Raw genomic sequence first — 21,195 nt, forward strand, 5'->3', positions numbered from 1 at the left:
AACTCAGTGCCAAACAGCTTAAAAAGAAAAAGCCAAAGGGATGACCTGTTTCAGGACAGAAGGAAGTCCGCCTCTCCCGCCTTCGCGCCCTCGATGAACGCCGTCATCTCGGCCGAGGTGTAGATGAGCGCCGGTCCGTCCGGGTCGGTGGACTGCCGTACCGCGATCCGGCCGTCGGCGAGCTTCATGGCCTCCAGGCAGTTGCCTCCGTTGCCGCCGCTCCACGGCTTGTGCCAGCCCTCGCTGCCCAGCTCACGGGCGGGCATGCCGTTGTAGATCCGCGCACCGCGGGTCAGTGGCGTGCGCTGGGCTTTGATGCGGTTCATTCACAGCTCCTTGCGGAGACCCCGGAGGATCTCCTTCGTGCGATGTGCCGTGGCGGCCTGCGCCGCCATGCGGTCCATGACCTCGAGGTGGGTCGCCACCTCGGCGCGCGCGTCGAGGTAGACGGCGCCGGTCAGGTACTCGCTGTAGACCATGTCCGGCAGTTCCGGCATGGCGAATCGGAACAGCACGAAGGGCCCGTACGTGCCGGGGTGCGGCCCGCTGGAGAACGGCGCGATCTGCAGCGTCACGTTGGGCAGCTTCGTGGCTTCGAGCAGCCGGTCGATCTGGGCACGCATCACCTCCGGCCCCCCGACGGGGCGGCGCAGCGCGGTTTCGTCCATCACGACCCACAGCCGGGGTGCGTCCTCGCGGGTGAGCAGTTCCTGGCGTTGCATGCGCAGGTCGACGTGGCGCTCGATGTCGTCGGGGCGGGTCTGTCCGATGGCGCCCGAGCGCAGCACGCCGCGCGCGTAGTCCTCGGTCTGCAGCACTCCGGGGACGAAGTGGGGTTCGTAGGCGCGGATCAGGGAGGCCGCGCCCTCCAGGCTGACGTACAGCGAGAACCAGCCGGGGAGGATGTCGTGGAAGCGCTGCCACCACCCCGGCTTGTTGGCGTCCTCGGCCAGCCGGACGAACGCGTCGGCCTCCTCGTCGCCGACGCCGTAGGCCTTCAGCAGGAGCTGGAGGTACGGGATCTTGAGGGCGACCTCGGCCATCTCCATGCGGCGGACCGTGGCCGGGGCGACGCGCAGGATGCGGGCGGCTTCCTCGCGCTTGAGACCGGCACGTTCCCGCAGGTCCAGCAGGCGCCGGCCGAGTACGACCTGGCCGACCGTCGGCGCGGACCGCGGCTCGCTCACCGCCCACCTCCTGAAGAGTCCCGAAAGAGTCCTTGCGTCCCTGTTCCCCTGTACGGACAGCCTCGGCGAACCCCGGCGTGTCCTGGTGCGGACAGCCCGGCGGCGCCATTCGAAGATCTGTTCGAAAACCGGGAGAGGTCTTCGACGACCTGAAGTGGCGCCGCTCGACGTGCTGTTGCGAGCAGTGTGCCACGGCCGTCCAGAACGTCACACAGCACTCTGCATTTTTCAGAGTGACACTTGCCAAGTGTTCACGGCGGGGCGATAGTGGCAAGCGTGATTCCGTCCGCGCCCTTAGGAACAGACGCCACCGCGGGCTCCCTGGGCCTCGGTGCCGCCATGGGAGCCGGCTCCTCGGGAGCCGCCGCCGCCGAGCGCCGGTTCCGTTTCGAGCTGGCCGCTCATCCGGGCTCTCCCTCGCAGGCCAGACGCCTGACACGGGCCCGGCTGAGCGGCTGGGCGGTGTGCGAGGACACCTGTGACACCGCGGCCCTGGTGGTCTCCGAGCTGGTGACCAACGCGATCGTGCACACGGCGAGCAGACACATAGTGTGCGAGCTGCACGACGCCGACGACCTGGTCCGCATAGCGGTGCGCGACGAGGGCTGCGCACCGGGCCAGCCCCACCCCTCGGCCGATCAGCAGCCCGAGGACGAGCACGGCAGGGGCCTGCTCCTCGTCGACGCCCTGTGCGACGCCTGGGGGGCCCACGAACACGGTCCCGGACTGCTGGTCTGGGCCGAGCTGCCGCGCAAGGCCGACGAACCGCGCGACCCCTTGGAGCCCCACAACGACCTGGGCTGGGGCGCCCGGCCGAAGCCCGCACCCGCGGACGACACGGGGGACGAGGGCGAGGTCGAGTCGCGCCGCGGGGAGGGCCGGGAGGCACGGCAAGCCCGGGAGACCAGTGAGAGCCGGAAGGACCGGGAAACACTCCGCGGAACGGGGACCGAATGGCTATGAGGGCTGCGTCCGGCGTCCGACCGCTCGGTCTGGACACGATGGTCCGCCTCCAGCGCGGACGGCACACCACCGGGACACCTCAGAGACTGCCCGTGCCGGACGGCATGACGGCGCCGCTGGGTTGCGACGCGGTGGCGGTGCCCGCCATCCTCGGCCAGCAGGTGCTGCCCCGGCTGCCGCGTGTGGGGTGCGTCTACGCCGATGAGACGCACTGGTGGTGGATCGTTCCGTCGGACTCCGACTACGCCCTGGAGTGGCCCGCGCCCGCACGCTACGCCACCGGTGCGGTCGTGCCCGGCGGTGCGGATCTGCCCGCCCTCCTCCACCGCTCGGACGGCACGGTGCCCTACACGCCGCCCATCCCGCTGTATCTGGCGCTGTGCCGGCTGACCAACACGACGCCCACCTGGTCGCGGACGGTCAGCGCGTAGCCGCCGGGCGGCGGCGCGTCAGGCCGCCGCGCCACCCGCGGCGTCGCCGCCGCGCACGACGACCAGGAACATGTCCGTGGCGAGGTCCATCACGACCTCGGCGGGCAGACCCTCCAGGCGCCGCGCCTGGGCGAACTCCTCCGCCGGCCAGGATCCCCGTGGCCCACCGGCGGGAAAGCGTTCGAGCACCGTTCGCCCGTTCACTCCGCACCTCCATGTAGCGCTGTACTCGTAGAGTTAAACGCCAACCATGGAGCGAACGCCTCGCCCGGTGATGCTACTGAGACATAGTTGACACCCGTTCACCGCAAAGTGTGAGCGGCGCCTCGGCCGTTCGGCCGTTTCCGCTACCGAGCGTCTCAGTCCTCGTACTCGTCGTGATAGCGCACTCTCCCACTGCCCGCAGGGGCACCGAGAGCCGACGCCCGCCCTTCGGGCTTCTCCCAAGGCTCCCGCCGGCCGAGCGCGGTCAGGTCGAGCAGGCTGGTGGTCGAGCCGAGACCGTCCAGGCCGCGCTCGTACGTCGAGTAGGTGTGGAAGACCCGCTCGCGGTCCCGCAGGAAGCAGCTGAGCCCCGGCCGCTCGACCAGCTCGCCCTCGTGCTCCAGGGTCACCTCGAAGTCGGTGTTGAAGTCGCTGACGTACGACGAGTACCAGGGCAGCGTCCAGCCCATCCGCGCCTTGAACGGCAGGATCCTCGGATACGGCGCCCGGGAGACGGCCGCGAACGACGTGCCGCGGGCCCTGAGGTGCGCGAGGTGCCCGATCTGGTCCAGGAACGCCGAGCAGCTGCGGCAGCCGGTGTCCCACTCGGGCGCGAACATGAAGTGGTAGACGACGAGCTGCTCGCGGCCCTCGAAGAGGTCGAGCAGGGTGGCCTTGCCGTCGCCGCCCTCGAACACGTACTCCTTGTCGACCTCCACCATGGGCAGTCCGCGCCGCTCGGCGTTGAGGGCGTCACGCGCGCGGGTGGCCGCCTTCTCCTTGGCCAGTAAGGCCTCGCGCGCCGCGCGCCAGTCCGCGCGGGTGACGATCTCGGGCAGCGACATGGCTCCAGCCTCCTGTGCGACGTGCGTCGTGCTTCGGTCCGACGGCCGACGGTCCGAGGCGGTCGGGCCGTCCGGGTGGTGACCGAAGGGCGGAGCGGAACTCATCGCTGCCCGGCAAGATTCTTTTCGACAGGTCCCTGAACAGCCTCTGAACAGGCGTGGGGGTGCGGCGGGCGGCGGGCTCGGGGGTAGCAGGCGTCCTCACGCCAACGTACGGTGCCCGCCCACGCGCCCGCGCCGCTCGGCGAGTTCGTCCCGCAGGGCGGCGAGCCGTTCGGTGTGGCGGGAGGTGAGCCGCCCCGTGTCGTCGAGGTGCACGGCGCACGCGGTGGTGGTGTCGACGAGCCGTTCGAGGACGGCTGCGACCTCGTCGGTGCCCTCGGAATGCCGGGCGAGGGCGGGCAGTTCGGCGGCGGCGCGGGCACTGGCGGCACGGGCCTCGGCGAGGGTGCGGTAGGCCTCCCGGCGCAGCGTCCACCGGGTGGCGCGGTCGTCGGACTCGCCCAGTACGTGCGTGAGGTAGGCCTGTGCGGCGGCGTCGGCGGCGTCGATGCCCGCCCGGATGCCGGCGCCCCGCTGCCCCGGCATCGGCAGGTGCCCGGCCACCAGCACGATCGCGCAGGCCAGCAGCGTCTCCCCGATGCGGCCCGCGGAGGCCTGCGGTTCGCCGCCGACCATGACCAGGGCGAGGACGAGGACGGTGACGACGGTGGTCTGGGCGGCGAAGTGCCGCGCGGCCACCGGCACCAGGGCCCCGCAGACGGCGACGAGGACGACGAGCCCCTCCGGCCGGGGCAGCACGGCCGCGAACCCGGCGAACAGCAGCGCTCCGAGCACCGTCCCGGCCGCCCGGCACAGCACCCGGGACACGAGCGGGCCGAGGTCGGGCTTGACGAGGAAGACGGCGGTGGCGGGCAGCCAGTACCAGTGCTGGTGGGAGCCGTACCAGTGGCCGTGGTGCAGGGCCTGGGCGACGGCGGCACTGGCACCGAAGCACAGCCCGACCCGCAGCCCGTACTCCCGCCCGCCGGGGCCGAGCACGGCGCGCGCCACGGAGCGGGGCGAGCGCCTGCGGACGTGCAGGTCGGGGCCCCTGCCCCGGTCGAAGGCCTCCGCCGCGTGCAGCAGGGCGTCGTCCAGGGCGCGCAGGGCGGGCTCGGTCCGGCTGGGCGCGGGCAGCGGCCCGGCGTGGGTGTTGCCGCGGACGGCCGCCGCGAGCCGCCGAGGCCCTTCGACGGCCCGCGCGGGCACCGCCTGCTCCGCCCACGCGAGCGCGGTCGCGGCCTCACCGAGGGGCAGTGCCGCGGCGTACTGGGCGTGCAGCCGGCGTTCGGCCGCGGTCGAGGCACGGCGGCGCAACCGGGGTCCGGCGAGCGCGTCCTGCGCGTGGTCGAGGGCGGCGGTGAGCGCGGCCCGGCGGGCCACGGCGTGCTCCGTGCCGACGGCGTCGAGCAGCGCGGCGACGGCTTCGTAGACGTCGGCGACGGCCGCCCGTTCCCCGTCGAAGCGGAAGTCGAGACGGAGGTCGCCGGTGAGGGAGGTGGGCGTGGGCAGGACCAGCCGCAGCAGGAGCAGCCAGCCGGCCCCGGCGAGGAAGGCGAGCGCGCGCTGCCACCCGGGGTCGGGCAGCGGCATGCCGGCGCCCACGGCCGCGGTGACCAGCAGCTGCGTCCCCGTTCCGGACGCCACGGGGCCGACGGCGCTGACGCACCCGGCGAGCAGTCCGAGCCCGGTCAGCACCAGGGTCAGGGCCACGGCTGACAGGTGCTGTCCGGTGTACGTCCCGACGAGCAGCCCGGCCGCCCCCGCGAGCGCGGGCACGCCGATCCGGCGCACGGAGGTGCGGCGGCTGCCCGGCCGGTCGTTGATGCCGGCCAGCATGGCGGCGATCGCGGCGACGACTCCGAGGGAGGTCCGCCCGGCGACCAGGGCCACGGTCAGCAGCGGCCCGCCCGCCAGCGCGCCGCGGACCACGGCGTTCCAGGGCACGGGACCGCGCTGGGCGTTCAGGGCGTGGCCGAGCCAGGGCGGGAGTGCGTGGACTGCGGTGCGGAACACGGGGTGCGGGGCTCCTGTCGTCCGGTCGAGGGCGGTGACGAGCCTTCGGGCGACGGTGGCCGGGCTGGGTGGTGCGGTGCGGTGCAGCCGCGCTGTCAAGCGTACGACGGGTTTTCGAAGGCGCGGAAACGGGCCTGTTTCGGCGGGGTGACGGCCGTCGAGCGCCGGGGCGCACTGTGATGCCGTGCGCTCAGCGGCGGGCGGCCTCCAGGGCCTCGCGCAGCAGGGTCCCGGCCCGCGTCACCGCGTCGGCCAGGGACCGCGGCTGCGGCGTCAGACCGGCGAGCAGCGCGTCGATCCCGCCCAGCCCGGCCCGCTCGACCATTCCCTTCTCGTTGGTGACCCACTCCCCGCGCGCCGCCAGCACCGCGTGTGCCGTCTGGGTCGTGGCGAGGGCGAGGGCGCCGGCGACCTGGGTGAGGGCGCCCTTGGGGGCGTGGCCGGCCTTGGCGTAGGCGAGGGTGGCGGTGGCGGCTCCGTACCAGCGTTCGGGCGCGGTGGTGCGCAGGGCCTCCGGGTAGCGGGCGGGGCGGGGCAGGTCGCCGCGCAGCACCTTGTTGATCGCCAGCTCGGCGATCAGGAGGTAGGTCGGGATGCCGGCCAGGTGGAACATCAGCGGCTCGACGCCGAAGCGGCCCGCCTGAGCCTCCGTCATCTCGTGCTCGACGGCGTCGAGGTCCCGGTAGTGCAGGTCGACGCGGCGCTCGTCGATCGTCAGCCAAGCGCCCCCGTTGAAGACGCCGCCGCCCCAGGCGCCGAGTTCCGAGACCTCGCCCGCCCAGCCGATCGCGCGCAGGTCCTCGGGGTCGAAGGCACCCCGGTAGTAGACCGCCAGGTCCCAGTCGCTGTCCGGTCCGTGCGTGCCCCGGGCCCGGGAGCCGCCGAGGGTGACCGCGTGGACCGCGGGCAGGGCGGCGAGCCGGTCGGCCGTGGCGTCGAGGAAGGCCTGGTCCGTGAGGGTGGGCGTGGGCACTGGTGCGGACTCCTGACCGTGGGGCGGGCGGGGTGTGGCCGACGCCGGAGAGCCTAGGCGGCCGGGGTGCGGGCCGCGAGCGAAAATCGGGTGCGCGGCGCGGGCGGAGAACGGACGATCGGGAGGTTGCCCGCCCGTCTTCCAGGAGTCCCCGTGATCCAGCGCGTCACCGTGCCCGGTCTCTTCCCGCCGCCCGTCTACTCCCACGCCTCCGTCGTCGAGGCCGGGACCAGGCTCGCGTTCCTCGCCGGTTCCGTCCCGCTCGACGCGGAGGGGAAGCTGGTCGGCGAGGGCGATCCGGTCCGTCAGGCCGAGCAGGTGATCGCGAACCTCACCGAGCAGCTGCGTGCCGTCGGCAGCGGACTGGAGCACGTGCTGTCGAGCGATGTGTACGTCGTGAGCACCGAGACCGCCGCGCTGTCCGCCGTCTGGGACGTCGTCGAGGCCTCCGGGCTCAGCACCGGTCCGCACTCCTCGACGCTCCTCGGGGTGAGCTGCCTCGGCTACCCGGGGCAGCTGGTGGAGATCACCGCGACCGCGGTCGTGCCGGAGACCGGCCGCCCGTGAACCAGGAGGCGGAAGCCGGGGCGGGGGCCGGGATGGGAGCCGGACGGGGTGAGGCGGATGCCGAGGCGTTCGTCCTGCGACGCGCCGGCGCCGCCGACGCGCCGGCGGCGGCCGACGTCTGGCTGCGTTCCTTCGCGGCCGCGCTGCCGACTGTGGTCCGGCCCCGCTCCGACACCGAGGTCCGTGCGTACTTCCGGCACGTGGTCGTGGAGCGGTACGAGACCTGGGTGGCGGAGGGGGCCGGCGGCGCGGTGGCGGGTGTGATGGTGCTGGAGGGCGAGGAGCTGTCTCAGCTGTACCTCGCCCCCGAGCGGCGCGGGCGCGGGCTCGGGGACCGGTTCGTCGCCCTGGCCAAGGAGCGCCGGGCGGGCGGGCTGTCGCTGTGGACCTTCCAGGTCAACGCGCCCGCGCGGCGCTTCTACGAGCGGCACGGTTTCACGCCCGTGCAGTGGACGGACGGCGAACGGAACGAGGAGCGGGAGCCGGACGTGCGCTACGTGTGGCAGCCCTCGCGGCCCTAGTTCGCCGTTCGCCGGTCTCACCGCGCGCGTACCCGTCCGTCGCCGCCGGGGGCGGCGTTGAGCAGCCGGTCCCGGGGCCTCGTCGCCGGTCCCCCCGGCGTCGTCCCCGAGGGCCACGCCCTCGTCGTCGCCGTGTCCCAGTCGCGCCAGGCCCGCGCGGCCCGCTCGCGCACCGCCGCGCCCGGCGACTCCAGAGGGCGCGGGCGCGCCTCACCCGGCGGGCAGCCCCGCCGTGTCGGCCGCCGTGCGCAGCACGTCGCGCAGCATCTCGGGGGTGAGCCGGCCGGTGAAGGTGTTGCGCTGGCTGACGTGGAAGCAGCCGAAGAGGTGCAGGCCCGGCCCGTCCGCGGCGTCCAGCCCGACGTGCGCGCCGTGCGCGAAGGCCGGACGGGGACGGGGCACGGTCCAGCCCGCACCGGCGAAGGCGGGCAGCGCCGCCTGCCAGCCGAAGGCACCGAGGACGACCACCGCCCGCAGCGTGGGCCGCAGCAGTCCCAGCTCCTGGACGAGCCAGGAGCGGCAGGTGTCCCGTTCGGCAGGGGTGGGCTTGTTCGCGGGCGGGGCGCAGTGCACCGGCGAGGTGACGCGCACGCCGTACAGCTCCAGGCCGTCGTCGGCACGGACCGCGGTGGGCTGCGAGGCGAGGCCCACGTCGTACAGCGCCTGGTACAGGACGTCTCCGGAGCGGTCACCAGTGAACATCCGGCCGGTGCGGTTGCCGCCGTGGGCGGCGGGGGCCAGCCCGACGATCAGCAGCCGGGCGTCGGCTGGGCCGAAGCCGGGCACCGGCCTGCCCCAGTACGTCCAGTCGGCGAAGGCGGCCCGCTTCGTACGGGCGACCTCCTCGCGCCACTCGACCAGCCTCGGGCAGGCCCGGCACCCCGCGATGCGCTGGTCGAGTACGCAGAGGCCGCCGGTGTCCATGCGTCCACCGTAAGACCCCCGCTGCGGCGTGCCTCTCGCGCGGGGGCCGGGTCGGTCGGCCGGCGCCGATATTGCGGCCCTTTCCACCGGGCCGGGCGGTTAGGGTCGGAGCATGGCTTCCGAGCATGACGAAGGCGGGAGCGGCCCGGTGGCCGCCCCGCAGGACGACGCTGCCGCGGCCGGGGCACCGGACCCGAAGACGGCGGCGGCGATCGCCGCCGCCGAGGCGGCCGGGCCGAAGAACGGCGAGAGCGTCCGCGTGGACAGCTGGATCTGGGCCGTCCGCCTGATCAAGACCCGCTCCCTGGGCGCGACCGCCTGCCGCGGCGGCCATGTCCGGGTGAACGGCGAACGGGTGAAGCCCGCCCACTCGCTCCGCGTCGGCGACGAGGTGCGCCTGCGTCAGGAGGGCCGGGAGCGGGTCGTCGTCGTGAAGCGGCTGATCCGCAAGCGCGTCGGTGCCCCGGTCGCCGTCCAGTGCTACGTCGACAACTCCCCGCCGCCCCCGCCCCGCGAGGCCGTCGCCCCGGCCGGCATCCGCGACCGCGGCGCCGGACGTCCGACCAAGCGGGACCGACGCGAGATGGACCGGCTGCGCGGGCTGGAGGGCCTGAGCAGCTCCCGGAGGGACGCCGGGACCAGGCCCTGAGCGGTCCGTGAGCGGGCCACGCCCGGTCAGCCGCGCCGGACCCGGTCTCGCACCAGCCGGCGCAGCTCCTCGTTGTGCCCGCGGCGGGCCCGGGCGATGACCAGGAGCGGCACCATCAGGACGAGCGGCGTCGCCGCGTTCGCACCGTCCAAGTAGGTGAGCTGGACGACGAACGCGCCCACCATCAGCGCGCTCAGCGCCGTCGCCGCCACCGACTGGAGCACCGGGACGACCAGGGCGATCGCCCCGGCCAGCTCCAGGACACCGATCGCGTACATGCCCGCGTCGCCCCAGCCCATCTCGGCGAAGCTGTCGGCCGCCGAGGAGTGCCCGATCAGCTTGGGCAGGGCGCTCGCGAAGGCGAAGAACAGTGCGAGGAGCGCCTGCACCACGCGCAGGGCGACACGGAGGCCACGCCCGCGGGCCGGCAGGGTGGGAGCGGGGGAAGCGGTGGTTTCGGACATGGCGGTCTCCTGGGCTGGGCGGTCCGTGCTGCTGTCGGGATACAGACCGCTCGCTCTGGCGGAACTCATCGCCCCACGGGGCCCTGCCGCTACTAAGGCGCCCGCGCCGGTGGCCCCACCGCGCCAGGTCTGCCGCTACTCCCGCCGCACGGGCACGGCCCTCACCCAGATCCCGTCGTCGGTGAGATACCGGTCCACCGCCAGTCCCGCCTCCCCCAGCGCCTCCTCGAACTGCTCCCTGGTCAGCGGGCGGGCCCTGAAGGTCTGGGTCCAGACGGCATCCGGGAACTCGTACTCCGCCCGGACCGAGTTGACGCCGTCACCCACCGGGTCCGCCGACAGGATCCGGACGGTGAAGCCGCTGGGGTCCACCCGCTCCCGCGGCAGATTCGTGTGGTAGTCCGCCCCCTCCCGCTGGATCAGCACACAGCCGTCGTCCTCGACGTGCCTGGCACATGTGCGCAGCAGCGCACGCCGCACCTCGACCTCCCCGGTGTGCACGAGGAACGACGCCAGCATCACCACGTCGAAGCGCTCACCGAGATCGAGATCCTCGATCGGGCTGCATATGGTGCGGGCCCCACGCACGCGTTCCAGCATCTCGGCGGACTCGTCCACCGCGGTGACGGTGAACCCGCGCTCCAGCAGGGGATGGGTCATGCGCCCCACCCCGCTGCCCAGCTCCAGTATCCGCGCGCCCTCGGGCACGGCGGCGGCGACGATGTCCGGCTCGTCTCCGGCGGGCAGCCGTGAATAGAGCTCGACCGCACAGCCGTCGGGGGTGATGGCTCCGGGTCCCGTCCCCTGATGTCCCTCTCGCATTCTCAGCTCCATGTCCATCCAACGGCCCGCGCCCGCACGCACGTTCCCCCTCGACATGGGTTCACCCGACCGAGTGAACGCGCCCGCTCCTGCCGCCAGGGACGGGCGGTCGCCGGTCCTGTGGTACGCCTCGCTTCCCCCTCCCGGCCTGCCGCAGTACGTTCGATACGAGGAGTGGTGAACCGATGCGTACGGGCAGTGAACCGGCGACCGCGCGCAGTGCCCTGCGGGCGCGGTTCTGGCTGAGCCTGTGGGGGCTGGTCTGGGCCGTCTTCGGCACGGCCGTCTTCGCGCTCACGGGACGGTTCGGCTGGGCGCTCGCCTGCGGCGTGCTGTGGCTCGTCATCACGGTCGACCTGACCGTGATCCTCCGGCACATCCGCCAGGGCCCGCACTACCAACCGGGTCGCGACATCCCTCCGTACCCGCCCCCGAGGCGCTGACCCCGAGGAGCCGGCCGTCAGAGGTCGAAGCGCGCCTGCTGCAGGTACTCCGGGTTCGGATCGAGCGCCGCCGCCAGCCGGAAGTGGCGCCGTGCCTGGTCGGGACAGCCCCGGCGCTCATAGGTGCGGGCGAGGGCGAAGTGCGCGAACGCGTTGTCCGGCTCGCGCTCCAGGACGATGGTGAACTCCAGCTCGGCCGGCCGCAGTTGCGCCGCCGCGAAGAAGGCACGCGCGCGCAGCAGGCGGGCGGCGGTGTTCTCGGGATGGGCGCCGATGACCCCGTCGAGAAGTTTCACCGCGCCGCGCGGATCCCGCGCCGCGAGCAACTGCTCGGCGGCACGGAAGTCGATGACATCCGTCTCCGGAGTACGTCCGGTCTGACCGCTTGTCTCGGGCACGGCTGAGTCCTTCCCTCGCTGGAAGGGATCAACGCACGCGCGGGAGCCGCTATTCCGTGTGCGCCCTGCGCACCAGTTCGACCCAGACCTCCTTGACGCGGCGCCTCAGTTCCTCCAGCGGTACGTCGTTGTCGACGACCACGTCCGCGATCTCCCGGCGCTGCTCGCGCGTCGCCTGGGCGGCCATGCGGGCCCGTGCGTCCTGCTCGGTCATGCCGCGCAGCCGGACCAACCGGTCGAGCTGAGTGGCCGGGTCGGCGTCCACGACGATCACGAGGTCGTACAGCGGCGCCAATCCGTTCTCCGTGAGCAGGGGGACGTCGTGGACGACGACGGCGTCCTCGGCGGCGGCCTCCTCCAGGGCGCGGGAGCGCTCACCGACCAGGGGGTGCACGATGCCGTTCAGGACGGCCAGCTTCTCCGGGTCGGCGAACACGATCGAGCCCAGTTTGGGCCGGTCCAGGCTGCCGTCCTCGGCGAGGACGTCCTCGCCGAACGCGTCCACGACCGCGGCGAGCCCCGGTGTTCCGGGGGCCACGACCTCGCGCGCGATCCGGTCGGCGTCGATCAGTACGGCGCCGTGCTCGACGAGGAGCCGGGACACCTCGCTCTTGCCGGCGCCGATCCCGCCGGTCAGGCCCACCTTCAGCATGAGCGGAAGCTTAGAGGGTGCCGGTCACGGCGTCAGCCGTCGCCCTCCCGCTCCGCGAGGAACCGTTCGAACTCGCGGCCGATCTCGTCCGCGGACGGGATCTCGACGGGTTCGGCCAGCATGTTGCCCCGCGTCTCGGCGCCGGCGGCCGCGTCGTACTGGTGCTCCAGGCCCTGGACGAGGGCGGTGAGTTCCTCGTCGCCCTCCTGGATCTGCCGGTCGATCTCCGTCTGGGTGCGGTGGGCGTCCGTGCGCAGGGAGTGCGCGATGCCCGGCAGGACCAGACCGGTCGCCGCGGTGATCGCCTCCAGGACGGTCAGCGCCGCGTCCGGGTACGCGGAGCGGGCGATGTAGTGCGGGACGTGCGCGGCGACGCCGAGCACGTCGTGGCCGGCCTGCGCGAGCCGGTACTCGACGAGTGCCTCCGCGCTGCCGGGGACCTGCGCCTCTTCGAAGGGGCTGCGGTGGCCCGGCACGAGGTCGGTGCGGCTGCCGTGCGGGGTAATGCCGACGGGGCGGGTGTGCGGGACGCCCATCGGGATGCCGTGGAAGCTGACCGACAGGCGGACGCCGAGCCGCTCCACGATCTGCCCCACGGCGGCCGCGAAGCGCTCCCACTCGACGTCCGGCTCGGGGCCCGACAGGAGCAGGAAGGGCGCCCCGGTGGCGTCCTGCACGAGTCGCACCTCGATGGTGGGTTCCTCGTAGTCCGACCAGGTGTCCCGCTTGAAGGTCAGCAGCGGCCGACGCGCGCGGTAGTCCACGAGCCGGTCGTGGTCGAAGCGGGCGACGACCTGGTGGGGCAGCGAGTCGAGCACCTGGTCGACGATCTGGTCGCCCGTCTCCCCGGCATCGATGTATCCGTCGAAGTGGTACAGCATGACCAGTCCGGCCGACTCCTGGGCGAGTGCCATGTCGACGACGGCAAGGCCCTTCGGCTCCCAGGCGTACAAATCCTGCGGATCAAGCACAGTGACCGCTCCCCTCCTCGTGTTCGTATGTCACAACGCCCTTGCGGCGTGGGGCATTCCCGGGAGGACACACCGAAGGGGCCGCACCTCGGAAGGTGCGGCCCCTCGGTCTGCCGCTGTGCTTCAACCGCTGTGTGTCAGCGGTCGGTGCTCAGAGCTTCAGCTCTGGCCGCCGGCCAGCTTCTCGCGCAGCGCGGCCAGCGCCTCGTCCGACGCCAGGGCGCCGGAGTTGTCGCCGCCCTCGGAGGAGTACGAGCCGCCGCCGCCACCACCGGACGCGACCGGAGCCGCACCCGCGGTGTCGACACCCTCGGCAGCGGCCTTCTCGTCCGCCTCGCGGGACTTGATGACCTGCGCCTGGTGCTGCTCGAAGCGCTGCTGGGCCTCGGCGTACTGCGTCTCCCACGCCTCGCGCTGGGTCTCGTAGCCCTCGAGCCAGTCGTTGGTCTCGGGGTCGAAGCCCTCGGGGTAGATGTAGTTGCCCTGGTCGTCGTAGGACGCGGCCATGCCGTACAGGGTCGGGTCGAACTCGACCGTGGACGGGTCGGCACCGAAGGCCTCGTTGGCCTGCTTCAGCGAGAGGCTGATGCGGCGGCGCTCGAGGTCGATGTCGATGACCTTGACGAAGATCTCGTCGTTGACCTGGACGACCTGCTCCGGGATCTCCACGTGGCGCTCGGCCAGCTCGGAGATGTGGACCAGACCCTCGATGCCCTCGTCCACGCGGACGAACGCACCGAACGGCACCAGCTTCGTGACCTTGCCGGGCACGACCTGGCCGATCTGGTGGGTGCGGGCGAACTGCTGCCACGGGTCTTCCTGGGTCGCCTTCAGCGACAGGGAGACACGCTCGCGGTCCATGTCGACGTCGAGGACCTCGACGGTGACCTCCTGGCCGACCTCGACAACCTCGGAGGGGTGGTCGATGTGCTTCCAGGACAGCTCGGAGACGTGGACCAGACCGTCGACGCCACCCAGGTCCACGAAGGCACCGAAGTTGACGATCGAGGAGACGACGCCGGAACGGACCTGACCCTTCTGGAGGGTGGTGAGGAACGTCTGGCGGACCTCGGACTGGGTCTGCTCCAGCCAGGCACGGCGGGACAGGACCACGTTGTTGCGGTTCTTGTCCAGCTCGATGATCTTCGCCTCGAGCTCCTTGCCCACGTAGGGCTGGAGGTCGCGGACGCGGCGCATCTCGACCAGGGAGGCCGGGAGGAAGCCGCGGAGGCCGATGTCGAGGATGAGACCACCCTTGACGACCTCGATGACGGTACCGGTGACGATGCCGTCCTCTTCCTTGATCTTCTCGATGGTGCCCCAGGCCCGCTCGTACTGGGCGCGCTTCTTCGAGAGGATCAGGCGGCCTTCCTTGTCCTCCTTCTGGAGGACAAGGGCCTCGATCTCGTCACCGACGGCGACGACCTCGTTGGGGTCGACGTCGTGCTTGATCGAGAGCTCGCGGCTCGGGATGACACCTTCGGTCTTGTAACCGATGTCGAGCAGGACCTCGTCCCGGTCGACCTTCACGATGACGCCGTCGACGATGTCGCCGTCGTTGAAGTACTTGATCGTCTCGTCGATCGCGGCGAGGAAGGCTTCCTCGTTACCGATGTCGTTGACCGCAACCTGCGGGGTGGTGGCGGTGGTCTCGGTGCTGCTCGTCATGTGGGAAAGGGCTCCGGTACGGACATTGAAGTCGTAGGTACTGCTTACGCCGGGAGCCCGTTTCGCTCTGCAGAAGCCGGACAGCCAAGGAAGCGTCACCGAAACCAGGGGTGACACCTCGAGAACCGAGGGGACATACAACAGATGCGAGCGCGACCTGCTACGTCTGAGGTGCGCAGGCCCGCAGCGCAACTTGTAGCATACGGGGGCAGCCGGGCAGGGTCAATGCGCGAAGCCGCACACCCGGGGCGGATCGTCGCAATCCCGGCACAAAAGCCGTCTCCCGAGGCCACATGGACCCCTGGATGCCCCTTGCGTGACACGCGGGGCGGGCGGCACGGAAGAGCCCGCAGACTAGTACGAGGGAGCCGGTCATCCAAGAGCCCGTAACGTCCGAGGCCGAAGGAACCGACGGACCAGAGCCCGAGGCCACCCGGCGTGCCGCCGGTGTCGCGGAGAGTTCCCGCGCCAACCGCGGCTGGTGGGACCGGAACGCGGACGAGTACCAGACCGAGCACGGCACCTTCCTCGGCGACGACCGCTTCGTGTGGTGTCCCGAGGGCCTGGACGAGGTGGAGGCCGAGCTGCTCGGCCCGTCCGAGGAGCTGAAAGGCAAGGACGTCCTGGAGATCGGCGCCGGCGCCGCCCAGTGTTCGCGCTGGCTGACCGCTCAGGGGGCCCGTCCGGTGGCCCTGGACCTCTCCCACCGCCAGCTCCAGCACGCCCTGCGCATCGGCGGCTCGTTCCCCCTGGTGTGTGCCGACGCGTCGGTGCTGCCCTTCGCGGACGGTTCGTTCGACCTGGCGTGTTCGGCGTACGGGGCGCTGCCGTTCGTCGCCGACCCGCGGCTGGTGCTGCGGGAGGTGCGGCGGGTGCTGCGGCCCGGCGGCCGCTTCGTCTTCTCCGTGACGCATCCGCTGCGCTGGGCGTTCCCGGACGAGCCGGGCCCCGAGGGGCTGTCGGTGTCCGCCTCGTACTTCGACCGGACGCCGTACGTCGAGCAGGACGACGAGGGCCTGGCGGTGTACGTCGAGCACCACAGGACGCTCGGTGACCGCGTGCGGGACGTGGTGACATCGGGGTTCCGCCTGGTGGACCTCGTGGAGCCGGAGTGGCCGGACTGGAACACCTCGGAGTGGGGCGGCTGGTCTCCGCTGCGCGGGCACCTGATCCCGGGGACGGCGATCTTCGTCTGCGAGCGCGACTGAGCCGTACCGCCACGCGGGTGCCCGCGCGCGTGGGAGGGCGCTTTCCCGGACGTACGACACTGGGGGCGTGATCCGTTACGACGCCCTGGACGCGCTGCCCGTGCGCGGTGCCCTGCCCGCGCTGCACGACGCCCTGGAGGGGCACGGCACGGCGGTGCTGGTCGCGCCGCCCGGCACCGGCAAGACGACGCTGGTGCCGCTGGCTCTGGCGGGGCTGCTGGGCGGCGGTGAGGCTCCCGCGCGGCGTGTGGTCGTGGCCGAGCCGCGGCGGATCGCGGCGCGGGCGGCGGCCCGGCGGATGGCGTGGCTGCTGGGTGAGAAGCCGGGCGCGAGTGTCGGCTACACCGTGCGCGGGGAGCGGGTCGTCGGGCGCCACACGCGCGTGGAGGTCGTCACGACCGGCGTGCTGCTCCAGCGGCTCCAGCGGGACCAGGAGCTGACGGGCGTCGACGCGGTGGTGCTGGACGAGTGCCACGAGCGGCATCTGGACGCGGACACGTCGGCGGCGTTCCTGTGGGACGTGCGGCAGGCCCTGCGGCCCGAGCTGCGGCTGGTGGCCGCGTCGGCGACGACCGACGCCGAGGGCTGGTCGCGGCTGCTGGGCGACGCGCCGGTCGTCGAGGCGCGGGGCGTGTCGTACCCGGTCGAGGTCGTGTGGGCGCCGCCGGTGCGGCCGGTGCGGCCGCCGCACGGGATGCGGGTGGACCCGGCGCTGCTGGCGCACGTGGCCTCGGTGGTGCGGCGGGCGCTGGCCGAACGGGACGGGGACGTCCTGTGCTTCCTGCCGGGGATCGGGGAGATCTCCCGCGTGGCGGGTCGGCTGTCGGGCCTCGGGGACGTGGACGTGCTCCAGGTGCACGGCCGGGCGCCCGCAGCGGTGCAGGACGCGGTGCTGGCGCCCGGGGCGCGGCGCAGGGTGGTGCTGGCGACCTCGGTGGCCGAGTCGTCGCTGACGGTCCCGGGTGTCCGGGTGGTCGTGGACGCGGGGCTGGCGCGGGAGCCGCGGGTGGACCACGCGCGCGGGCTCAGCTCGCTGACGACGGTGCGGGCCTCGCGGGCGGCGGCCCGGCAGCGGGCGGGCCGGGCCGGCCGCGAGGCGCCGGGGGTGGTGTACCGCTGCTGGGCGGAGGCGGAGGACGCCCGTATGCCGCGGTTCCCGGCACCGGAGATCAAGGTGGCCGACCTGACGGCGTTCGCGTTGCAGGCGGCCTGCTGGGGCGATCCGGACGCGTCCGGTCTGGCGCTCCTCGATCCGCCGCCGGGCGGGGCGATGACGGCCGCCCGGTCGGTGCTGGAGGCGGTCGGCGCGGTGGACTCCGCCGGCCGGGCGACGGAGCGAGGCGCACGACTGGCCCGCCTCGGCCTGCACCCCCGGCTGGGCCGCGCCCTCCTGGACGCGGCGGAACTGAGCACGGAGATGTCACCCCGGGCCGCCTCGGCGACGGCGGCACCCACGGACCACACCGGCGCACGGCCCCCGGGCACGGGTGCCACCCCTGGGGGCGGCTCCGAGGCGGGCGGGCCACGGCCCGGCGGATCCCGCGCGGGCGGCTTCCCGGCGGACGTCGCCGGGTCGGGCGGGGGTGAGGTGGTGGCCGAGGTGGTGGGGCTGTTGAGTGAGGAGCCGCCGCGGGAGTACGGGGACGACCTGGTGTCCGTGCTGCGGGCGGCTCGGCGGGGCGGGGACGCGTACGGGGCACGGTGGCGGGCCGAGGTGCGGCGGCTGCGGGCCGCCGTTCAGGACGGGGACGGCGGGGACGGGCAGCGAGCCGGCGACGAGGTTCTCGCCGGGCTGGTGGCCGCTCTGGCGTTTCCCGAGCGGGTGGCCAGGAAGGACGGCGGTTCGTACCTGATGGTGTCCGGTACGCGGGCGGAGCTGCCGGAGGCGTCCGCGCTGCGGGGAGCGCCGTGGATCGCCGTGGCCGTGGCCGACCGGCCCGTGGGCCGGGGGCACGCGCGCGTGCAACTCGCAGCGGCCGTCGACGAGGAGACCGCCCGGCTCGCGGCGGGAGCACTGCTGACCGAGCGGGACGAGGTGCACTGGGCCGACGGCGACGTGGTGGCCCGGCGGGTCGAACGGCTCGGGGCGGTGGAACTGGCGGTGCGGCCCCTCACCGGCGCCGACCCCGCCCTCGTACGGGGCGCGCTGCTGGAGGGGCTGCGGCGGGAGGGGCTCGGGCTGCTGCGCCGCTCGGCCGACGCCGACCTGCTGCGCAAGCGGCTCGCGTTCCTGCGGCGGCACATCGGTGAGCCCTGGCCGGACGTCACCGACGACACGCTGCTCGCGCGCGCGGACGAGTGGCTGGAACCCGAGCTGAGCCGCGCCCGGCGGCGGGCCGACCTGGGCCGGATCGACGCCGTACAGGCGCTGTCGCGGCTGCTGCCCTGGGCGTCCGGGGAAGCGGCGCGGCTCGACGAGCTGGCCCCCGAGCGGATCCTGGTCCCCAGTGGGTCCAGGATCCGGATCGACTACGACGATCCCGAACGGCCCGTACTCGCCGTGAAGTTGCAGGAGATGTTCGGGCTCCAGCGGTCACCCGGGATCGCCGGGGTGCCGCTCCTCGTGCATCTGCTCTCCCCCGCCGGCCGCCCCGCCGCGGTCACCGCCGACCTGGCCTCCTTCTGGAAGGACGGCTACAAGGGCGTACGCGCGGAGCTGCGCGGCCGGTACCCGAAGCATCCGTGGCCCGAGGACCCGGCCACGGCGGAGCCGACGCGGTACACCAAGGCGCGGCTCGGCAAGTGACCGGGTCCGGCGGGGAGCGCCCCGCCGGGCGGGACGGTGCCTACGCCTCCGGCTGCGTCGACGGCTCGGTCGACGGGTCCGGCGTCGGTTCGGGCGCCTTGGCCACCTTCAGGGTGATGTCGAGTTGTGCGCCGCCCGCCGTGGTGAGACGGATGACGTAGGAGCCCTCGGCGTCGTCGGCGTACAGCTTCGGCAGCTCCAGCAGGCCCTTGGCGTCGGTCTTCCGGCCGGCCAGCGTCCGGACGGCCTTTCCGTCGGCGTCCTTGAAGTAGGGGCCCTTGTCGTTCTCGGTCGGGTCGGCCCCGGACTTGATGAGCGTGGCGGTGACGGCGACCTTGTCCGCGACGGCGCCCTTGAGCGTGGCCTTCACCGTGACCGGGTCGGCGAACTCGCCGCCCGGCGTGCATGCCAGCTCCGTCGCGCCGGTGGTGGTGAGGGCGTCGGCGACGCGCTCGGTGACGGTGGCCTTGTAGTCGAGGCCCGGGACGCTGCGGCCGATCACGGTGGCGCGGACGGTGAACTCGCCGGTCTGCTCGCCCGCCACCAGCGCGGGCGCGACGGCCACCCCGGAGGCGTTGGTGGTGACCGCGGCGACCTTCTCGCCGCCGGTGAAGGTGGCGTCCGTGTCGCCCAGGACGGTGAAGCGGATGCGCACCTTGCCGACGGCCTTTCCGGCCTTGGTCTCGGCGCGGGTGCTGATCTGCTGGGTGAACGCGTCGCCCGCGATCGCGGTGAGCCCCGTGGTGCCGGCGTTCTCCAAATGGTGCACCGTGTCGGTGGGAGTGGGGCTGGGCACGGGGCTCCCGGTCGGCGGCGTCGGCTCCGTGGGGGGCTTGGTGCTCGGGCCCCCGGTGCCGGGCTTGCCCGAGGCCGGCGGCTTGCTCGGGGACGGGTCCGGGCTGGGCGATGCCGTACTCGGGGCCCGGGATCCCGTGTTCGCGCCCGTGCGGCCCGGTGAGGGGCTGACGCCGGTGAAGGGGTCGTCGCTGCGGCCGACCGGGAGGCTGCCGGTGCCGTCCGGGATCTCGTGGGTGCCCCTGCGGTAGTGCTCCAGCCACGACAGGACCGTGTTCAGGTAGTCCTGCGAGTTGTTGTAGCTGAGGATCGCGCGGTTGAGGTCGGCCTGGACGGACAGGTCCCAGCCGTTGCGGCACAGGTAGTGGCCGGCGGCGAGCGCGGCGTCGTAGACGTTGTTGGGGTCGTCCTTGCCGTCGCCGTTGCCGTCGCGGCCCGCCCACGCCCAGGTGGACGGGATGAACTGCATGGGGCCGACGGCGTTGTCGTAGCTGCTGTTGCCGTCGTAGACGCCGTTGTCGGTGTCCTTGATGAGGGCGAAGCCGTTGCCGTCGAGCTGCGGGCCGATGATGCGGCCGATGGTGGTGCCGCCCGCGTCGACGCGGCCGCCGCGGGCCTGACCGGACTCCACCTTGCCGATGGCGGCAAGCAGTTGCCACGGCAGGTTGCAGCCGGGCTTGGACCGGCGCAGCTCCGACTCGGCCTTCTTGTACGCGTCGAGGACGGTGGCGGGGATGCCGGCCTCGGAGGAGCCCCGGGAGGAGGGGGTGCCCGTGGTCGGGGCGGGGTTGGGGCTGTTGAGGGGCGGCAGGTCGGTGTAGTACGGGGAGTTGCCGGTGGCGCTCTGCTCGGAGGACGTGTCGGACGTCGGCGCGTTGTCGGCGGTGGTCTGTCTGCCGTTGCCGTCGGCCGTCACCTCGGGGGCCTGGGACGCGGACAGGGCCGCGACCGCGACCGCCGCCACGGTGGTGGTGAGCGCCGCCTTGCGGAGCCTCCTGTCGAAATGCGCCACCATAGAGTGAACCCCTCCCGTGGACGCCCGCGCGTCCGTCCGTCCGTCTTCCGCTGTCGTACTCGCCCGTCGTACCGCTGTGCCCGCCCTGTTGTGACGATCGACCGGCGCAGACGGTTGCACGGCGATCCTCCGGGCACCGTGGTCGTCCGTTCGACCAGTACGGTGCCGCAGGCGACCCTACGACAACTTGCTTTGCACGGGCACCCGTTCCTGCCCGATATTCACCACTTGGCCATATGAGGAGTTCCGTTGCCGTTCCCCCGGTCGCGCGACCGCCGTGCCGTCCGGGGCGGCGTCCGGGGCGGCATCAGTACCGGGCCGGTCCGTCGGGTCGCGCGCGGAGGGCGTCGGCGGGCGCGACGAACACGGTGAAGGTGCGGGCGGGCCGGGGGCGCGGCAGCAGGGTGAGGGCCAGGGCGAGGTAGCCGCGGGCCAGGTCGGCCCACAGCCGCCAGGCGGGTGTCTCGCGCGGGGCGGTGGTTCCGGCGCCCCGGCGGGCGAGTCCTCGGCGGAGGTCGGTCGCGGTGCGGCGCAGGACCGTGGTGAGGGTGGCGGGGGTGCGACCGGTACTTGCGCCCGGCGCGAAGACCGGGACCGGGAGGAGTGGCACGCGGGCGGGTCCGTCGGTGCGTGCCCGTGCCGGTGTCGTCCGGTGGTGGAGCATGCGTATACCCATGCCCGCATCCTCACG

General features: G+C 73.2%; 23 protein-coding genes. 8 read left to right on the forward strand and 15 right to left on the reverse strand.

All coding sequences use genetic code 11. The features are described 5' to 3' along the window. Positions 1-50: 50 nt before the first annotated feature. Both ACZ6IM_RS26155 and ACZ6IM_RS26160 read right to left on the reverse strand, forming a co-directional pair. Positions 51-326, reverse strand: a complete 276-nt coding sequence (locus tag ACZ6IM_RS26155; RefSeq protein WP_052841568.1) for a DUF397 domain-containing protein — start codon at positions 324-326, stop codon at positions 51-53. Then, a complete protein-coding gene (locus tag ACZ6IM_RS26160) occupies positions 327-1,187 on the reverse strand; it encodes a helix-turn-helix domain-containing protein (RefSeq protein ID WP_052841567.1) in 861 nt (286 codons plus the stop codon). A gap of 267 nt (positions 1,188-1,454) precedes the next feature. Here ACZ6IM_RS26160 and ACZ6IM_RS26165 point away from each other — a divergent pair, with 267 nt between their 5' ends. Beyond that, positions 1,455-2,150: an ATP-binding protein gene (locus tag ACZ6IM_RS26165; RefSeq protein ID WP_052841566.1), complete on the forward strand. Its 696-nt coding sequence runs from the start codon at positions 1,455-1,457 to the stop codon at positions 2,148-2,150. Continuing rightward, complete coding sequence (locus tag ACZ6IM_RS26170) at positions 2,141-2,581, forward strand: hypothetical protein (RefSeq protein ID WP_469559565.1); 441 nt, start codon at positions 2,141-2,143, stop codon at positions 2,579-2,581. Before ACZ6IM_RS26165 ends, ACZ6IM_RS26170 begins: the two co-directional genes overlap by 10 nt. 18 nt (positions 2,582-2,599) lie before the next feature. Here ACZ6IM_RS26170 and ACZ6IM_RS26175 read toward each other — a convergent pair whose 3' ends face one another. From ACZ6IM_RS26175 to ACZ6IM_RS26190, 4 genes are all read right to left on the reverse strand, one after another. After that, entirely contained in the window at positions 2,600-2,785 is a 186-nt protein-coding gene (locus tag ACZ6IM_RS26175; RefSeq protein WP_052841564.1) for a hypothetical protein, read from the reverse strand. Between the two features lie 155 nt (positions 2,786-2,940). After that, positions 2,941-3,630 (reverse strand): DUF899 domain-containing protein, encoded by a 690-nt coding sequence (locus ACZ6IM_RS26180; RefSeq protein WP_469559568.1) that lies wholly within the window; start codon positions 3,628-3,630, stop codon positions 2,941-2,943. A gap of 201 nt (positions 3,631-3,831) precedes the next feature. Next, a complete protein-coding gene (locus ACZ6IM_RS26185) occupies positions 3,832-5,688 on the reverse strand; it encodes an FUSC family protein (protein WP_469559571.1) in 1,857 nt (618 codons plus the stop codon). A 190-nt stretch (positions 5,689-5,878) separates the two neighbouring features. After that, positions 5,879-6,661, reverse strand: a complete 783-nt coding sequence (locus tag ACZ6IM_RS26190; protein ID WP_469559572.1) for a nucleotidyltransferase domain-containing protein — start codon at positions 6,659-6,661, stop codon at positions 5,879-5,881. A gap of 153 nt (positions 6,662-6,814) precedes the next feature. Here ACZ6IM_RS26190 and ACZ6IM_RS26195 point away from each other — a divergent pair, with 153 nt between their 5' ends. After that, positions 6,815-7,228 carry a RidA family protein gene (locus ACZ6IM_RS26195; protein WP_052841561.1) on the forward strand — a complete coding sequence of 138 codons (414 nt, stop codon included), beginning with the start codon at positions 6,815-6,817 and terminating at the stop codon, positions 7,226-7,228. Beyond that, a complete protein-coding gene (locus tag ACZ6IM_RS26200) occupies positions 7,225-7,749 on the forward strand; it encodes a GNAT family N-acetyltransferase (RefSeq protein WP_469559576.1) in 525 nt (174 codons plus the stop codon). The genes ACZ6IM_RS26195 and ACZ6IM_RS26200 overlap by 4 nt, the downstream gene beginning before the upstream one ends. A gap of 210 nt (positions 7,750-7,959) precedes the next feature. Here the strand turns inward: ACZ6IM_RS26200 and ACZ6IM_RS26205 are convergent, their stop codons facing one another. Beyond that, positions 7,960-8,673 carry a uracil-DNA glycosylase gene (locus tag ACZ6IM_RS26205; protein WP_469559579.1) on the reverse strand — a complete coding sequence of 238 codons (714 nt, stop codon included), beginning with the start codon at positions 8,671-8,673 and terminating at the stop codon, positions 7,960-7,962. Between the two features lie 112 nt (positions 8,674-8,785). Here ACZ6IM_RS26205 and ACZ6IM_RS26210 point away from each other — a divergent pair, with 112 nt between their 5' ends. Then, on the forward strand, positions 8,786-9,322 hold the full coding sequence (locus ACZ6IM_RS26210) for an RNA-binding S4 domain-containing protein (RefSeq protein WP_052841559.1): 537 nt from the start codon (positions 8,786-8,788) through the stop codon (positions 9,320-9,322). Positions 9,323-9,348: 26 nt separating this feature from the next. Here the strand turns inward: ACZ6IM_RS26210 and ACZ6IM_RS26215 are convergent, their stop codons facing one another. Further along, positions 9,349-9,855 carry a DoxX family protein gene (locus ACZ6IM_RS26215; RefSeq protein ID WP_469559581.1) on the reverse strand — a complete coding sequence of 169 codons (507 nt, stop codon included), beginning with the start codon at positions 9,853-9,855 and terminating at the stop codon, positions 9,349-9,351. Between the two features lie 66 nt (positions 9,856-9,921). Then, positions 9,922-10,608, reverse strand: a complete 687-nt coding sequence (locus ACZ6IM_RS26220; protein ID WP_469559584.1) for a class I SAM-dependent methyltransferase — start codon at positions 10,606-10,608, stop codon at positions 9,922-9,924. A 185-nt stretch (positions 10,609-10,793) separates the two neighbouring features. On the opposite strand from ACZ6IM_RS26220, the gene ACZ6IM_RS26225 reads away from it, so the two are divergent. After that, the gene (locus ACZ6IM_RS26225; RefSeq protein ID WP_052841557.1) at positions 10,794-11,051 is read left to right on the forward strand and encodes a DUF6343 family protein; all 258 of its coding nucleotides are present in this window, start codon (positions 10,794-10,796) and stop codon (positions 11,049-11,051) included. A 17-nt stretch (positions 11,052-11,068) separates the two neighbouring features. Here ACZ6IM_RS26225 and ACZ6IM_RS26230 read toward each other — a convergent pair whose 3' ends face one another. The 4 genes from ACZ6IM_RS26230 to rpsA all read right to left on the reverse strand — a co-directional run bounded on the left by ACZ6IM_RS26230 (position 11,069) and on the right by rpsA (position 14,740). Continuing rightward, entirely contained in the window at positions 11,069-11,449 is a 381-nt protein-coding gene (locus tag ACZ6IM_RS26230) for a tetratricopeptide repeat protein (RefSeq protein WP_052841556.1), read from the reverse strand. 49 nt (positions 11,450-11,498) lie between these two features. Next, a complete protein-coding gene (gene coaE / locus ACZ6IM_RS26235) occupies positions 11,499-12,101 on the reverse strand; it encodes a dephospho-CoA kinase (protein ID WP_052841555.1) in 603 nt (200 codons plus the stop codon). Positions 12,102-12,133: 32 nt separating this feature from the next. Further along, complete coding sequence (locus ACZ6IM_RS26240) at positions 12,134-13,072, reverse strand: PAC2 family protein (protein WP_052841554.1); 939 nt, start codon at positions 13,070-13,072, stop codon at positions 12,134-12,136. Positions 13,073-13,231: 159 nt separating this feature from the next. After that, entirely contained in the window at positions 13,232-14,740 is a 1,509-nt protein-coding gene (gene rpsA, locus ACZ6IM_RS26245) for a 30S ribosomal protein S1 (RefSeq protein WP_052841553.1), read from the reverse strand. A gap of 374 nt (positions 14,741-15,114) precedes the next feature. Between rpsA and ACZ6IM_RS26250 the strand changes: the two genes are divergently transcribed. Then, on the forward strand, positions 15,115-15,948 hold the full coding sequence (locus tag ACZ6IM_RS26250; protein WP_052841552.1) for a class I SAM-dependent methyltransferase: 834 nt from the start codon (positions 15,115-15,117) through the stop codon (positions 15,946-15,948). Positions 15,949-16,015: 67 nt separating this feature from the next. Next, positions 16,016-18,694 carry an ATP-dependent RNA helicase gene (locus tag ACZ6IM_RS26255; protein WP_469559589.1) on the forward strand — a complete coding sequence of 893 codons (2,679 nt, stop codon included), beginning with the start codon at positions 16,016-16,018 and terminating at the stop codon, positions 18,692-18,694. Between the two features lie 40 nt (positions 18,695-18,734). Here the strand turns inward: ACZ6IM_RS26255 and ACZ6IM_RS26260 are convergent, their stop codons facing one another. Next, positions 18,735-20,504 carry a lytic transglycosylase domain-containing protein gene (locus ACZ6IM_RS26260; protein ID WP_052841550.1) on the reverse strand — a complete coding sequence of 590 codons (1,770 nt, stop codon included), beginning with the start codon at positions 20,502-20,504 and terminating at the stop codon, positions 18,735-18,737. A gap of 307 nt (positions 20,505-20,811) precedes the next feature. Then, entirely contained in the window at positions 20,812-21,180 is a 369-nt protein-coding gene (locus tag ACZ6IM_RS26265; RefSeq protein WP_469559592.1) for a hypothetical protein, read from the reverse strand. Positions 21,181-21,195: the final 15 nt, after the last annotated feature.

The organism is Streptomyces sp. NPDC042336 (genome assembly GCF_055581985.1).

Bases quoted from the DNA above. Each gene is read 5' to 3' on its own strand.
- ACZ6IM_RS26215 (WP_469559581.1), bottom strand. From the start codon at position 9,855: ATGAGTTCCGCCAGAGCGAGCGGTCTGTATCCCGACAGCAGCACGGAC.
- ACZ6IM_RS26155 (WP_052841568.1), bottom strand. From the start codon at position 326: ATGAACCGCATCAAAGCCCAGCGCACGCCACTGACCCGCGGTGCGCGG.
- ACZ6IM_RS26260 (WP_052841550.1), bottom strand. From the start codon at position 20,504: ATGGTGGCGCATTTCGACAGGAGGCTCCGCAAGGCGGCGCTCACCACC.
- rpsA (WP_052841553.1), bottom strand. From the start codon at position 14,740: ATGACGAGCAGCACCGAGACCACCGCCACCACCCCGCAGGTTGCGGTC.
- ACZ6IM_RS26205 (WP_469559579.1), bottom strand. From the start codon at position 8,673: ATGGACACCGGCGGCCTCTGCGTACTCGACCAGCGCATCGCGGGGTGC.
- ACZ6IM_RS26180 (WP_469559568.1), bottom strand. From the start codon at position 3,630: ATGTCGCTGCCCGAGATCGTCACCCGCGCGGACTGGCGCGCGGCGCGC.
- ACZ6IM_RS26170 (WP_469559565.1), top strand. From the start codon at position 2,141: ATGGCTATGAGGGCTGCGTCCGGCGTCCGACCGCTCGGTCTGGACACG.
- ACZ6IM_RS26225 (WP_052841557.1), top strand. From the start codon at position 10,794: ATGCGTACGGGCAGTGAACCGGCGACCGCGCGCAGTGCCCTGCGGGCG.
- ACZ6IM_RS26220 (WP_469559584.1), bottom strand. From the start codon at position 10,608: ATGCGAGAGGGACATCAGGGGACGGGACCCGGAGCCATCACCCCCGAC.
- coaE (WP_052841555.1), bottom strand. From the start codon at position 12,101: ATGCTGAAGGTGGGCCTGACCGGCGGGATCGGCGCCGGCAAGAGCGAG.
- ACZ6IM_RS26265 (WP_469559592.1), bottom strand. From the start codon at position 21,180: ATGGGTATACGCATGCTCCACCACCGGACGACACCGGCACGGGCACGC.
- ACZ6IM_RS26210 (WP_052841559.1), top strand. From the start codon at position 8,786: ATGGCTTCCGAGCATGACGAAGGCGGGAGCGGCCCGGTGGCCGCCCCG.